Annotated in this window: 9 protein-coding genes; 6 read left to right on the top strand and 3 right to left on the bottom strand. The window is 54.0% G+C overall.

Translation table 11 applies throughout. The features are described 5' to 3' along the window. Nucleotides 1-85: 85 nt before the first annotated feature. Entirely contained in the window at nucleotides 86-904 is an 819-nt protein-coding gene (locus tag GOV89_RS18965) for a sulfotransferase family protein (protein WP_171181004.1), read from the bottom strand. A 143-nt stretch (nucleotides 905-1047) separates the two neighbouring features. On the opposite strand from GOV89_RS18965, the gene GOV89_RS18960 reads away from it, so the two are divergent. Together GOV89_RS18960 and GOV89_RS18955 are read left to right on the top strand one after the other, a co-directional pair. Continuing rightward, a complete protein-coding gene (locus GOV89_RS18960) occupies nucleotides 1048-2625 on the top strand; it encodes a DUF5928 domain-containing protein (protein ID WP_171238825.1) in 1578 nt (525 codons plus the stop codon). Between the two features lie 323 nt (nucleotides 2626-2948). Next, complete coding sequence (locus GOV89_RS18955) at nucleotides 2949-6548, top strand: flavoprotein (RefSeq protein WP_171181002.1); 3600 nt, start codon at nucleotides 2949-2951, stop codon at nucleotides 6546-6548. Here the strand turns inward: GOV89_RS18955 and GOV89_RS18950 are convergent. Both GOV89_RS18950 and GOV89_RS18945 read right to left on the bottom strand, forming a co-directional pair. Continuing rightward, nucleotides 6545-7708 carry a hypothetical protein gene (locus tag GOV89_RS18950; RefSeq protein WP_171238824.1) on the bottom strand — a complete coding sequence of 388 codons (1164 nt, stop codon included), beginning with the start codon at nucleotides 7706-7708 and terminating at the stop codon, nucleotides 6545-6547. The genes GOV89_RS18955 and GOV89_RS18950 overlap by 4 nt on opposite strands. Next, nucleotides 7709-10996, bottom strand: coding sequence for an adenylate/guanylate cyclase domain-containing protein (locus GOV89_RS18945; RefSeq protein ID WP_171238823.1), 3288 nt, complete (start codon nucleotides 10994-10996; stop codon nucleotides 7709-7711). Between the two features lie 478 nt (nucleotides 10997-11474). Here GOV89_RS18945 and GOV89_RS18940 point away from each other — a divergent pair, with 478 nt between their 5' ends. The 4 genes from GOV89_RS18940 to GOV89_RS18925 all read left to right on the top strand — a co-directional run bounded on the left by GOV89_RS18940 (nucleotide 11475) and on the right by GOV89_RS18925 (nucleotide 15062). After that, a complete protein-coding gene (locus tag GOV89_RS18940) occupies nucleotides 11475-11744 on the top strand; it encodes a potassium channel family protein (protein ID WP_348540126.1) in 270 nt (89 codons plus the stop codon). 180 nt (nucleotides 11745-11924) lie between these two features. After that, complete coding sequence (locus tag GOV89_RS18935; protein ID WP_171180990.1) at nucleotides 11925-13004, top strand: AI-2E family transporter; 1080 nt, start codon at nucleotides 11925-11927, stop codon at nucleotides 13002-13004. Beyond that, complete coding sequence (locus tag GOV89_RS18930; protein WP_171180988.1) at nucleotides 13001-14065, top strand: HlyD family secretion protein; 1065 nt, start codon at nucleotides 13001-13003, stop codon at nucleotides 14063-14065. Before GOV89_RS18935 ends, GOV89_RS18930 begins: the two co-directional genes overlap by 4 nt. A 16-nt stretch (nucleotides 14066-14081) precedes the next feature. Beyond that, entirely contained in the window at nucleotides 14082-15062 is a 981-nt protein-coding gene (locus GOV89_RS18925) for a DUF2955 domain-containing protein (protein WP_171238822.1), read from the top strand. Nucleotides 15063-15370: the final 308 nt, after the last annotated feature.

Genomic DNA, 15370 nt, shown 5'->3' with positions numbered 1-15370 from the left:
TCAGCTGGCCGTTAATCGACCCTTTCTAGGCTAATACTTGGAAGTATTTGGCAGGAAACAGTGAGGATAGGCGGAGGCCCTGCCCTCAATCGCCCAGTTTGGCGTGAATTTCATCCAGATCGATTTCGCCGATCGGCATCTTGTTGGCCGGGTTTTCGAAATCGTATTTGAACAGCTCAAAATCCTGTTTGTAGATTTCATAGACCAGATGCATCGACAGATCGTCGAAGTAATCCTCGACCGGATGCGCGCGTTTGGGGCCGTGGCCTTCGGATTCGTTGAACCGCGGAATATCGGCCAATGCGACTGGGTGCTTCAATTCGACATGATCCAGAACACCCTGCATTCCGTCGTTGAAGGCCTCGGTCCAGAAAATCTGGTCGTAACGCCCGCCATTCACAATGAAGGTCGATACATGACCTGACATGGCTGACCAGTGAATGTCCGGGTCCATCGGACGCCGCCAGCGGATCGTATCACGGGCAAACAGCAGGAACCGGCGGAAGCTGGCAATCTGATCGAATTCGCCCTTTCCGTCATCGCCACCCACTTCGATCCCGTAGTTGTAGATCAGCGTCGGCACCAGATTGCCCCGGTATCGCTTGCCGTTTCGCTGGATGCCGCAGATCTTGTCAAAGAACGAGCTAAGTATGCGGGTGTAAGGGTTGCGCACACAGGTGAAAGAGTACGAGGCGTGGCTGCGCACATTATTGGTAATCAGGCCCTGACTCTGGTCAAAAGCCCATTTGTGCATTCCGTCCTTTGCATCGTGGATGTCGCCATCAAAAAACTGACCGTGATCCGAGTAATACATGATCTGGCCAATGGTCGAGCACGCACATTTGGGCACCACACGGTACACCATGCTTTCACTCTCGGTCATCCAGGTACCGGGAAACCCCATCTGCTGTGCCTCCTTCGCTGGTCAGAACTCGATCCGATACGCCAGCGTTTGGTCTTAAAGAACCAAAATTATTCTGTTTATTCAATCGCGCATCCTCAGTATCACGGTTGAAACCGGGCAGAAATGGAAATTACCTGATACCAATGGCAAAGATTGCCTACATATTGCTGTGCCATAAGGACCCCGAGGCGATCATCGCACAGGCCGAACAGCTAACTGCAGCGGGCGATTGCATGGCGATCCACTTCGATGCGCGTGCAAGCTCTGACGCCTATGACCGGATCCGAACCGCGCTGCGCGAAAATCCCAACGTGGCCTTTGCCGCCAAGCGCATCAAATGCGGCTGGGGAGAATGGTCGCTGGTGCACGCCACGCTGAACGCCGTGAAGGCCGCGGTCGAGGCATTTCCGCGCGCCACGCATTTCTACATACTTTCTGGCGATTGCATGGCCATAAAAACTGCCGAATACACCCACCGTTTTCTGGACGATCGCGATAAGGATTTCATCGAAAGCCACGATTTCTTTGAAAGCAACTGGATCAAGACCGGCATGAAAGAAGACCGGCTGATCTATCGCCATCATTTCAACGAACGCACTCAGCCCAAACTGTTTTACACCGCCTATGAGATGCAGAAGCGGTTTGGTCTGACGCGGGAAATTCCCGAAGATCTGCAAATCATGATCGGCAGCCAGTGGTGGTGCTTGCGCCGCCGCACGGTTGAGATGATCCTGGACTTCTTGCGCCAGCGACGAGATGTGATCCGGTTTTTCTCAACCACATGGATCCCGGACGAGACCTTCTTTCAGACGCTGGTACGCCACCTGATTCCGAAGGGTGAGATCGAAAACCGCACACCGACTTTCCTTATGTTTTCTGACTATGGAATGCCGGTCACATTCTACAACGACCACTATGACATGCTTTTGGGGCAGGATTACCTGTTTGCTCGTAAGATCAGCCCCGAAGCGCACGAGCTTAAAGATCGCCTGGGGTCGCTTTATGCCAGCGAGGGCATTGATTTTCCGGTCTCGAATGAAGGGCCTAACCTTTACGCATTTCTGACCGGACGCGGGCGGATCGGTCGCCGCTTTGGGCAACGCTTCTGGGAATCCGGTCGGGCCTTGGGCCCTGAACGCGAGCTTTTCGTGATCGTGTGCAAGAAATGGCATGTTGCCAAACGGCTGGTCAGTCAGATCGCGTCTGAGACGGATATCCCCTGTGTTGAGTACCTGTTTAACGAAGAGGACACCTACCTGCCCGACTTGGGTGGGATAGAAGCGAGCCTTACCAAGCGGTCACGCCATAGGCGGGCGGTTGTACGCATGCTGTTTGACAGTTTCCGGTCGGATCAATTGGTTCTGTGCCTCGACCCAGCCAATTTGGATGTGCTTGAAGATTTCTGCGGGGATCAGGCCAAAACCCATGTGCTTGAAGTCGAATGCGAGTATTCCGACGACTATCTTATCGGACATGCCCGCCGCGTCGGGCTGGCGGGTGAAAACAGCCCGAGGGAAAACGTAGCGCGCCTAGTGCCGACGCTGCGAAACGATCTGAGTTATGAATCGCAACAGATCCGAGCGGCGCGGATTGAGAATTGTTTGCGTCTGCGGGAAACGGCCGACCGCAGTGAAAACGAAGCCGTCATCTCAAGGTTCCTTGGCGTGAATCAGGAAAAGGCCAGCGCCGTGATGCGCCTAGATTACCTCTTCCTCGATTAGGCAGAAACTCTGCGCGACAAACGAAAAATGGCTCTGGCAGGGTACGCGCCGTGCACTGATTCAGACCGCAGCCGACCCAAGCATCAACGCCATTGAAATCAAACTCATAGTATTCGTGATTTTTGTCTAAAAATCGGATATTGTTCGGCCAATTGGGCCGATTTGTTCATACTTTTTAAATCAACAGATCAGCCTCGATCAGAGAAAAAGCTCCGACCCGGGTGGTCTTTGTTGCGCGAAGATAAGTTCCCACCCGAACAACAAACAAACATTCTGCTGGTCGAAATTCAAAATTTGAAACGCAGCTCCGGGGGGACATAGTTTTGACCACAGACCAAATTGCCAATGCCAGATCATACATCCCAAATGACGCAGACTGGAGCCAGATTTACAAAGTGCTGCCCGGCGAGGCCGAAGTGGCCGAGCCTGCTGTTATCAACCCTCATTTCGAGTGTATCGAGGTAACCGGAAACACGGTCCTGCCCGCGAACGGCATGTATGTTGTGTTGCGTGGTGTCGTTCAATTGCGGCAAAACGGCCACCCTCTGGCCAGCGCAGATGTGGGTGATTATTTCTACGAAGAACATCTTCAGATCTCGGATATCCCTGTCAGCCTCGAAGCGCTTGCGCTGGACGGAACCCGGTTGGCATACCTGTCCAGCGAGAGCTGGCGGAATATACCCAAAGACATCAGAAAACGCTGTTTCGCTACAATGTTCGGCGACCTTGTCAGTGTACAGTTGGAGAATTTCCAGCAGCCGATCAATTGTTGCAGCGTGACGGCTGCCGCGCTCAGCATGTCGGCTCTGGGTTTCAGCTGCGAGGTGAATGACATATTCCGCGAATGCGCGCTGCCGTCATCCTTTGTGGTGAATGACGGCATCTCGTTGGGTGAACTGTTTGACGTCGCCTGCACCTATATTCATTCGCAAGGGCTTAGGGACCGGGTTCAGGTTCAGGCCTATTTCATGGACGAAGACACAACAAGCGTGCCGCTGCTGCTTGAGGCAATCGACGAGTCCAATCAGTTGGGCGGAGAAAACGATATTCTGGTGGCGAATTTTCAAGTCGGCGTCGCCCATGGCAAAGAAAACATGCCGGGCGGACATTTTGCCGTCATTGCCAAGTGCAACCCAAGCACCGGGCTGATCCACATGATGGATGTGCATCCAGAAAAATACGGCAAGCTTTGGGTCACTACGATCGAACGGCTGTGGAAGGCCATGTCGGACCGTGACGGAACCTCGATGCGGTCTCGTGGCATACTGCGGTTCTCGGCGCGTGCCGCGGTCAAAACCCATCTGAAAACGTTCAAACAGCGGTGCAACTATGTCGACAGTACGCTCTATTTGGCAAAAGACCCAAAGAAGCGCCGCAACCTGTTCCGTCGGGCCACACCCAATATGAACTCACTCGGTGTGTTGGCGGAAAGTTTGGCCATTCACGGCGACAACCGCGTGGACGAGGATGAGCTTTTGCGGGCCACCGAGGCGTCGTTCACAGAAGCTGTCAGCCGGGTCGCCACCGCCAAAGACATGCACGAGATGGCGGAAAAATACCTCAGCCAGTCTGAAAACGTGCATTTGGGCAGTACGTTCCAAAGCTTTGCAACCCGCAAGGACAGATCGATCCAAACCCCGCAGGATTGGTTCAAGGAACAGCTAAAGAGCCTGAATACGAACAAAGATCGTCACCTGATGATCAATATCGACTTCAACCGCGTCACCGGGATTGAAGCAATCCGCCCACCGGAAAACGTCTATCGGGAAACTGCCCTGCTGGAAGAGTTCTGGTGTCTTTGCATCGCCTATGACGAAGACACAGATGTTGTCACCATTGTCGACATGAGCCCCGCGACCTCTCAGGTCTGGCAAGCGCCACGCGGCAATATTTTCCGCGGGTTGCGCGATCTGGAAGACCCCGCATTGGTGATGATCGAAGAAATCGACCCGCCCGAGGACCCGAGCGATGTTGTCAGTATTCTCAAGCACAACACGATGGTTCTGTTTTATGAGGATGAAGACCCCTGGTCCTATATGCTGCGTAGCATTCTGTCGAATATCGGCGCGACAACCGTCAAGCAGATCGACGTAGGCGGACGCGATCCCAATATGATCAGGATGCGGCGGCAATTGGTAACGCTTGGTGAACGACCGGACGTGCCGTATTTGTTTTTCCAGGGCGAATGCATCAGTAAAAGCGAAGAGCTGGAAGACATCGTGGACATGATCCGGGCCGGTGAATTGCAGGCCAGGATGCGCCAGGAAGGGCTGCCTGTTTCCGAACTGAACGAAACCCCAAGCCTGGAAAAGAACCCGTTCGGCTATCCCAAAGGGGTGATGAATCAGGTCAACGCGGGCAAGCGCAACGTATTGTTGTGTGCTTGCGGCTCGTCTGCAGCAGACAAAATCCCTGAACTTGTCGAGCGCATCGTCGATGCCGGGCACAATGTGAAACTTATCCCCTCAGTCTCAGCCGAAAAGTTCTTCCGCGATTTCGGGGCGGAGAGGATCGACGCCAAAATTACCCACAATGACTATTACCGCGACGATGATGAGTGGAATTTCCGCTATATGAAATTCGACATGCCAGTGCGGGCTTCGCATCTGGCGCTGTGCGACTGGGCCGATTGCGTCATCGTGGCTCCCATCACCTGCAACACGATGGGCAAGGTGGCCAACGGTATTGCTGACAACCTTCTGACCTCAGTCTTTGTGGCGTGGCAGTACCAGAAGAAACCGGTGATCCTTTGCCCCGCTTGCAATACGAATATGTGGAACAACATCACTACGCAGAACAATGTCGAAAAGCTGAAGACGCTGGGCGTTGATTTCATCGGGCCGCGCGAGGGTCGCCTGTCAAACGGGCGGATGGGTATCGGAATGATGGCAACTCCGGACCAGATCATGGAGGCTTTGGCCGACGCCTTCGAGGAGTTGGACGATCAAAAATACCGTGTTTGCAAATGGGCGCGCGAAGCTGCCGCCGCCGATGACATCAACGAATGGAAGCGGGTGTTCCGCGCCATCGACGAAGATATTGTCGGCATCAACATCGTGGACGAGGCCCATGGTGATTCATTGCTACATTATGCAGCCGGTGGTGAAGGTGAGTTGAACGAAAGCGGTCACAATCTGGGCAAGCCGGATTACGAGGCTGCGCAGAATCTGATCGACCGCGAGATCGACGTCAACATCGTCAATGACCACGGGTTTACGGCCTTGCACGTGGCGGTGATGAACAAAGCGCCCAGGATGGTGGAAATCCTGCTGGGGGCAAAGGGCATGGATGCAACATCATGCATCGAGTTTGTCCAGGGCATGACAATCGAACCCGAAATCCAAGCCATGCTGGACGCCTGGGCACGCGATCATGACGTGAAGATCGCTGAACCAGAACAGGGGCGCGACGAGAGCTTTGTGGCCGTGCAAGAGCCAACATATCTTTATTTCACCTACGGTTCGCTGAAACAGGGATTCCCGAACCACGCCGCGCACAGCAAAGTTCTAAACGACTTCGTGGGTCCGGCCCGCACCCGGCAACCCATGCCGCTGATCGTCCCGAACGAGCCATTCTGTGACAATCCGAACTGCGGATACCTGCACCGTATGGCCACGCTTGTGGATCAACAAGGTATGGGCAAACAGGTCAGTGGTGAGGTCTATCGCGTGACGGAATCCGGCTTGCACGAGCTGGATAAGCTGGAAGGTTACCACGGCCCAAACTCATCTGAAAACGTGTATATCCGCAAGAAGATCAATGTGGTTGTGAACGGCGTGATGAAGCCCGCATACGCCTATGTGATCGCAGACCCACAGAAATACCTGAAGAACTTGCGCGATGGTACTTCAGAGATGGTCAGCGATTACACGCTGGACATGGCGCAGGGCGAGCCAAAACCGGGGTTTGAACCTGTAGCTTAACCGTCTTGTGTGATGATCGGCGGCGATTCATGGCTTTCCTTCAGGCTAATGTTATAAGCCGTGATCGTCACCATGCACAGCAGCACAAATGGCCAGAAACTTGCCTTGGGAATAAGGTTGTCCCGGTAGTGGATGATCCGCAGCGACGGCACCGCCTCGGAGGCGAATAGATAGGTGTTGATCGAGACTGCCAGCAGCATGAAATACATCAGAAAAAAGAACGACTCCATGTAGATTACGGGCGAGCCGGCAAAGCCTTCGCGCAGCTGCACGTGCGCCAGCAGGATCACAAAGAACAGAACCGAACAGGTGCCGATCACGCTGGACGTGCTGAAATCATGCCTCTCGGCCAAGCCCTCGCGGCGGGTGACTGTCATGACCGCACCGAACAGCAACATCATCACAACGAGCAAAGGGACCATATGAACGATAAACGCATTGCCAAAATTGCGTTTGATGACGAAATTATAGTGCAACTCGGGCGCGTTAGTTTGATACGCATTCTGTCCGATGCCCAGCGTTGTATCCAAATTTGACAGCTTGTAGTCGAAATAAGTGTTTTCCCGTTCCCAGGTACCCATCACGATCTGATTGTCGATTCCAAAAATATCGTCCGGTCCGGTCGCTGGATATGCCTCGAAATCAGGAACCAAAGCGACGGCGTCGTGAAACGATGCCGGCCAGAACCGCACCCAGACCGTTTTGTGATCAAAGGGGTAGCTTGTGTAATCAAAGCTCTGGCGCAGGGTTTGTTCGAAATACCACCCAATCAGAACACCGTCAGGCTGCGGCAGTCGATACGCCTCGGCAATCAGGCCGCTTGCGGTGTCCACCGCCTCGGGCAGAAGAAATCCGACCTCGCCCTCTGCCGGGATAATCTTATCATGCTCGCCCGTCTTGTAGTGCTGCCAGATATAGCCCGTGACCTGAACATCACTGGCCCCCATAAAGTTGAATGACTTTATGAATATCCCTGTCCGCACGTAGTAGTCTGGAACAACATCCAGCTTACCCAGATATGAGTCTACGGCGGCCTGATCTGGCAACTGCGTCGGATCACCTTCGAAATGGTTCAGTTCGATCCATAGTTTCAGCAAAAGACCTGCCAACCCTAGGGTCAGCAGGCCAGAGATAAGCCAAACCTTCTTCTCGACGCTCATTCAGCCCCCTGCCTGTTCCGTCAGAAAATCAGCGCGCCCCAGCAGGGATTGAGTAATTCCCATCTCGGCAAACTCGGCTTGAAGGGTGGTAAATCTCTCATGTTCGCTTGGCACGATACCCTTTTGCCCGCATTCCGCCAGAAAGCGCGTCTGGCGGATGGACAAATTAACCAGTGGCAAAGGTTCCCCGGCCGTAAAGGCCGCCAGCCCATCCGCATAGTCATTTGCAGCTTGCCAATCACCTCGCGCCAACATGACTGCGCTGGCATCGGGGTAGAAGTGCAGATGGCTATGACCGACACATCCTTCCGCAATGATTTCGGCCCCCAAATTCAACAGGTGTATTTGCTCGTCCGGGTCAGTTTCGGCCATCGCCAGAGCCGACAAGGCCTTGGGCCCCACAAAATTCCGACCATGTTCCAATGCAATCTCAACCGCACGGCGGCCCGTTTCCAAAGCCTGATCCATTTGCCCGGCATAAACCTGGGTGCGGGCGAGATGTTCCAACGCCTGCGCCTCTAGCCGCTTAGCCCCCACACGCTCGGCGATCTCGGCCGAAACCCGGAATGCCTCAAGCGCCTGATCAAGATCGCCCAAAAAGGTATCGGCCACACCCAGGCAGGTCTGAGCCACACATTCGGGCACAAAAGCAAAATACTTCTGCGAAACTTCGATGGCTTCGTTTGCGTCTGCGCGCCCTTGTTCGACATCCCCCATGTAACTGCGCGCAACGCTCAGGTTGTGCAGATTGGCCGCCAGGTCCCGAACCAGACCCTTTTCGCGCGCCCGATCAACCGCCTGCGTGTAGAACCCAGTCGCTGTCCTCATTGTGGCCTTCATGAAGTTGGCATCACCAAACCCGCTGAGCGCCCCCACTTCAAGGCGCACGGAGTCCAGTTTGCGGGCCAAAGTAAGCGCTCGTTCATTGGCGCTCAACGCTTCCTTGTCTCGGCCCAAGGGGAAATACACGTTGCCGCGCACATAGTTGATCTGGGCCACGTCCCGTTCGGAGCCAGCACGCTCGGCCGCAGCTTCAGCCGTATCCAGCGCCTCAAGCGCGTCCTGATACAAGCTGGCCTGTCGCGCAGCCTGTGCAAGACCAATATGCGCCCGGCTGATTTGCTCATCTGTCTCTGCAAGTCGCGCTGCGTCTCGAAATTCCTGCAAGGCTTCGTTGGACAAACCCTGCAGCCGGTGCGTCTCACCCCGTGCACACAGCAGGTCAAACCGGACGCCTGCGGGCGACGGCAGTTCCAAAGCACGTTCGATCAACGGGCTGGCGTCGTCGAACCGGAACGCGTGGATCAGCTTGTCGGCAGCTTCAAGATAGGCTTGCGCCGCATTGTTGGCACCCGCCCGGTCCAGATGCTGCGCGCGCAGGGTTGCATCACGATCTTCGAACCATTTGGCCGCCTGGCGATGCAGGCGCGCGCGCTCGGATTTGACCAACGTAGCATATGATCCATCCCGGATCAGCGCGTGGGCAAACATCAGATCAGCCCCGGCCTCTCGGATCAGGGCCGAACGGATCAGATTGGTGGTGTCCAGATGCCCTTCCCCGAGAATGTAATTCAGAACCTCGGGTGAGAACCTCTGCCCCAGCACTGACGCCGCCTGAATGGCGGTGCGGCTGGCGCGGTCCAGCGCATCCAAACGCGACTGGACGATGCCTTGAATGCTTCCAGGCACGGTTTCCTGCTTGAGAATGTCAATGTTGCGCAGCAACTGTTCCAGAAAAAGCGGGTTGCCACCCGCACGTTTGACACAAGTTTCCAAAAGCTCGGGGTCGATGGCCGTAAACTCCTCGACCAATTGCCGTGCCTGATCTTCCCCCATCGGTGCCAATTCCAACTTGGAGACAAGCGCGCCATCCGTGGCTGTTTGCCAGTCTCGGTCGATCGGGTCTCCTTCGACCCGGCTGGTCATCATCAAGACGCAGGGGATTTGCCGCGTTGCTGCGGCGATATGTGCGCAGGCTGCAAGAATGTCGGGTGACGCCCAATGGATATCTTCGATCTGGATCAGCAAAGGCGCGTCCTGACTGCGGGCAAGCAGCAACTCATCAATGACCTGCCTGCGCCCACGCAACCGGGTCTTGTTATCCATTACGGCATAGACCTCAGCCAAACCGGGATCCTGCTCAAGTTCAAGCAGTGCGTTGAGATGCGCGGCGTTCGAAGGGCTGACCCAGCCTTTGGCGATCGCGTCTTTGGCCAGGGCCGTACCTGTTTCCGCGCCATCCGACGGATCAAGGCCCAAAACACTGCGGGCCACGGTCTGAATAGCCGAGTGCCCCTCGCGCGCTCCGAAATCCATAACCACGCCATTGTGGGTTGAATAGGACAGGCTCTTGGCCAACTCGGCCACCTGTTCGGACAAATGCGTCTTGCCGATCCCAGGCTCACCCAGCACCACATGAACCTCGCCTTCTCCGTGTCGCTTGCATCGGTCAAATGTCGCCGAAAACAACGACATCTCGCGGTCGCGCCCGATGAACTTATGTCGTCTTGTCCGAATGTTCCGGGCCAAACGGTCCAAGCGCCAGACTTCGACAGGGTCATTCAGGCCTTTTATCGCCTGCACACCAATAGACTCGCCCACGAAAAGCGGACCCAGAGCGCGTTGAATGTCATGTGAAACCAATGTTTCACCGCCCTTTGAAATATCGGTCAAGCGCGAGGCCAGATTCACCCCGTCTCCGGTGACGGTATATTCCGTATGCGCCAAGCTGCCTGTTGTACTGGCAATGACCTGACCCGAAGCGATACCGATATGACAAGACAATGGTGGCGTCAGTGTTGGCAATACCGCATGTATCTCGGCCGCTGCTCTGGCCGCCCGTTCTGTATCGTTGGTATGTGAGATAGGTGCACCGAAAACCGCCATGACAGCATCGCCGATATGCTTGTCTATGCGCCCGCCGAATTTCTCAACCACGCTGTCAACTTTGCCAAAGAACTGGTTGAGCAGCGCGTGCAGATCCTCGGCATCCAAACCACTGGACATTTCTGTAAACCCCGTGAGGTCAACAAACATCACAGTCACTTGGCGCCGTGCAGGTTCAATTGGATCGGAGGATTCAGATGCCTCGGACGTTTCCGTCACGTCGAGTTTTTCTATAGCACGCAGCAACCGCCGACGATCCCCGACCGCAGTTACCCCAATTTCTATAAGATCTTCAGCCGTCAAATCTGGCAGTATGGAAAAATCGATCTTGTTATCTAGGAAGGCCTGCGCGTAGTCAGATAATCCAATTGCGCTTAGCCACTTGCTCAGGTCCCGAGACATGTTGCCCCTCTGAAGTCCCCTTACTTCAACTTTATTCCTAACATGGGTTTCAGGGTTGAGTCTGCAAAAACCAAATTAATTTGCGTATATGTCTATATTTATCCAAGTTTGCTCCGTTGGATTTGTGTCTTCAAACATCGGCGGGACGCAAATTTGAACGCAATATTCTTGGCACGTCAGCAACCATCAAACCGTTTGCATGGATTCGACTTAAAGCCGCCTTTGGTACGCGTCGCGGGTCAGTGTTTAAGCCCTGCTAAATTGCCGGTTCAGATATCCAATATGCTTTCGCTTGAGGGGTTTTCCCATCCGTCCTTTGAACACACCTTGTAACCCTGTGCACGACCGTCCGCCAAAATGCTTCAAATTTTCGAGTTCTTTGTTAATAGTATATATGAATTTGTTTACCAGTGAGGGCTCGTTGAATTCACTAACCAGAATAACACGAGGGATAAGTGTCGCCTTCAAGGACGGTCGAGTGAAAGGCTTACTTGCCTTCACAATCGGAATGATTTTGTGGGCTTCGGTCTTCTACCGCTTTGTCGAAGGATGGAGTTGGCTTGACTCCATCTACTTTTCTGTCGTGACGATTTCGACCGTAGGCTTTGGTGACTTTTCACCTGAAACTGCGGCGGGAAAGATATTCACGATGGTATACATCATTGTGGGCCTCGGCGTCTTCGTGACTGCGGCAACCACGGTCGCGGACACGATCTTGTCTCAAAGCGACGAGAAAAAAGAGAAATAGCCGTATCGTCCCCGGCTAAGCAAATCCTCGTGCTGACGAGGCGTCAACATGACGACACAGGCTCTGACCGGGATTCATACGTGTCTTCAAAATGATAGGTGACCCCCAAAGGTCAAAAAAATACACATATAGTGTTTTTTTGAATGTAATATTCAAAAAAACGGATAGCGGAGGGATGGAATGGAAAAGACTCAGGACGCCAAAATTGTCGACCTCGCAATACGATTACTCTTTCTCGGATTATTCCTCTATAGCGCGCTGGTCATGGTTGCGCCGCTTGCCAGCGTGGTCATCTGGGCCACGATCCTGTGCGTCGCACTTTATCCTGTTTTCGATTGGTTGCAGTCCAAGCTGGGCGGGCGGAAGAAACTTGCCGCAACAATCCTGGTGTTGCTGGGTCTTGTACTAACCCTTGGTCCGGTGGCAACGGCGGTATCGGGCGCTGCAGAGCTTGGGTCCGAGTTTGCAGAACAGGCTGACAAAGGTGAGTTGAAAATTCCACCTGCGCCAGAGGGTATCAAAGAGCTACCTCTGGTTGGAGGCAAGATTGCCGACGTTTGGGGGATGTTCGAGCGGAATTTGGACGGAGCGTTGGCGAAATACGGCGCGCAGATCCTTGAGATCACAAAGTCCCTTTTCGGTAAGGTTCTGGGAATCGGAATTGGGCTGTTGGGACTTGCTCTGTCCGTTTTGATCATGGGGGCGTTGTTCAGCCCTGGACCAACTATGGTTCAAGGTTTGCAACGTTTTGCGAACCGTGTTTTCGCACCACGTGGCGGGGAATTCGTCACTCTGGCTGGAGCAACGATTCGAAACGTAACAAAAGGCGTGATCGGCGTGGCGGCCATTCAGGCGGTCGTCGTCTGGATATTGCTTGTGCTGTTCGGGATCAACTCGGCCGCGACGCTGGCATTTGTCTGCCTGATACTTTCGATCATCCAGATTGGCCCCGGCTTGGTTCTTCTGCCGGTGATCATATACGCATGGAGCTCGATGTCCGGCGGCACCGCCTTGATCTTCACGATACTGGCCGTTCCCGTCACAATAATGGATAGCTTCCTAAGACCCGTGTTCATCTCGAAAGGGCTCGAGACACCCATGCTGGTGATCCTCATCGGTGTTCTTGGGGGCATGATGGCTTATGGCTTGATCGGTATTTTCATGGGGCCGGTTCTGTTCGCTGTCTTTTACGAGCTGTTCAAAGTCTGGATTGATGCTTCGCCCGAAGCCGAGAGTGCTGCGGCAGGAGAAGCAGAATGAGAAAGACGATATGGACCACGCTGGGCATCATCCTGATCTTCCTCGTCTGGTACCTCGTCGCCGACCGAAAGACGCCATTTACTGGAAACGCCAGAGTAAAGGCCGTCGCGACCCAGATCGTTCCTCAGGTCACCGGAACAGTCACCGAAGTCCTTGTTGCAAACGGTCAGGTCGTCTCGGCAGGGGAAATACTGGTTCGGATTGATCCCAGGCCGTATGAAATCGATCGCAACAAGGCAGAAGCTGATCTGGAAGCAGCCACGCAGGAAGTTGGTGCATCTTCGGCAGAGGTGAGTGCCGCGCAGGCCAAACTGGCGCGGGCGCAAAGTGATCTCGACACGATGCGCATTCAAACCGAACGTGTGTTTGCCCTTGAAAAGAAAGGGTTGATCGCCGTCTCAAAGGCTGATGACGCACGCGGGCAACTGGCCGAGTCTGAAGCAAACTTTGAGAATGCCAAAGCTGATCTGGAAAAAGCCAAGCAAAGGCTGGGCGATGACGGTATCGAAAACCCGAAAATTCAGCGCGCATTGGCCGCTTTGGCAGACGCAGAACTGAACCTTGAATGGACGGAACTGCGCGCACCAGCAACAGGTGTCATATCCAATCTGCTGATCGCCCCTGGTACATATGCACGATCCGGTCAGGACCTGTTGACGTTTTTAGATGCAACCGACGTCTGGATCGAGGCGTACTTTACCGAGAACAACATCGGCCGCGCTTCGGTGGGATCGCCGGTTGACGTCGTGTTGGACATGCACCCCGGCAAGATTGTTCCCGGCGTGATTGAGAGCTTCAGCGCAGCCGTCTCACTCAGCGGTGGGGATGAACCGGGTCAGTTGGCCAGCCCACCAAGCACCAAGGGCTTTCTGCGTGAACCAGAACGGTTTCCCGTACGGATAGTTCTGCCGGGATATGAGGCTGGAGACGCTGAAGATGATCTTCGCTTCCAGCTCAACGGACAGGCCGATGTGATCATGTATCTCAGCGACAATTCCCTGCTGAACATGGTCGGCCGGACCTATATCCGTCTGGTTTCAATCCTGTCCTATGCGTATTGAGGACCGAAACTCGGTTATGCGACTGGCGCTGGGTGTGACTGGCGTCTTCGCCTTGGGCCTGTTTCTGGGGTGGCCACTTGCCGTGGTCGGGTCGGTTTTCACAGCCCTGTTCCTTCAGGCACCTGCAGCACTACCGTTGGCAGCCTTCGGAAAACTGTTCATTTTTTCGATTGGATTGATGTTCATTTCCTTCTTTCTGTCGTCTGTGCTTGCACCCTATCCTCTCGTGTTCCTCATACTGGTGGCCATCGGAATAATCCTGTCCTTCATGTGGTCGGTTTCCGGAGCAGGCGTTCTGCCCGGTGTCATCGCTCTTATGGGCGCATTGATGATTCCAAACCTTGTTTTACAATCCCAGGATTTGGCGTTGGTGCTTGTGTTCTGGATACCGTTGAACCTGCTATTTGCAGGGTTTGTTTCAACGTTGATGTTTGTTCTGATACCATCGACCCCGCAAACGGCATCGGGCAGCAAAGCCGCAGCATCGACAGATTTTGACCCTCATCGACGAATTGTCAGAATGTCGCTTGTAACAGTGCCCTTTGCTTTGGCATTCTTCGTATCTGGTGCCTCAGCTTTGCTGGTTTTGTTTTTTGTGGCCCTTCTCAGCCAACAACTCGCAGCAATGCCTGCAGCAGGAAAAACCGTGGCAAAGGCGATGCTCACGTCAAACCTGCTCGGAGCCGCAATATCAATCATTTGTTATGAGATTAACGTCATAGCCCCAGTCATTCTGACATCAATTCTGCTTTGCTTTTTCTTTTGCTTGGCACTTGGTGCTCTTGGAAAGTCCCAATTCCCTCTGGCCGCAGCAGCCGGGTCTGCAATTACAACAGCGTTGATTGTGTATGGTGGATCAATTGCACCATTCTCCGACGAGGCAGATGTCAAAAGCATTACGCGCGTTCTGCAGGTCGCCAGCGCTGCGTTCTTTGTAATCGCAGCCTATGTCGTAGTAGATGAGTTCTGGCCGGAAAAGAAACGTCAGACCGTTTGAGCAACCTAGCTTCGTGTTGGTCTCGGGAATGTGACTAGTCGTATTTGCGTCTGTTGTCCTGAGCTTCGGCGGCTCGGTTCATGGCTTGAAGTGTTGGCCCAGTAGTATTTTGGGTTGTTTTTTTGTGTTTCTGACGCTGTTTACGTGATTAGGGTTTGCACCTCTGAGCTTCGGGTTACGAGGCTGACGGTGTTTGATCGTTAAGCAATTGATCCGGTGGATTTTTTGTAGATCGACCGGGCTGTTTGGATTTTGGTTGCGGGGAGAGGATTTGAACCTCTGACCTTCAGGTTATGAGCCTGACGAGC

The sequence above is a fragment of the Ruegeria sp. HKCCA5763 genome, from assembly GCF_013034545.1.
Classification (GTDB): domain Bacteria; phylum Pseudomonadota; class Alphaproteobacteria; order Rhodobacterales; family Rhodobacteraceae; genus Ruegeria.
This window is presented reverse-complemented; position numbering and strand designations above follow the sequence as displayed.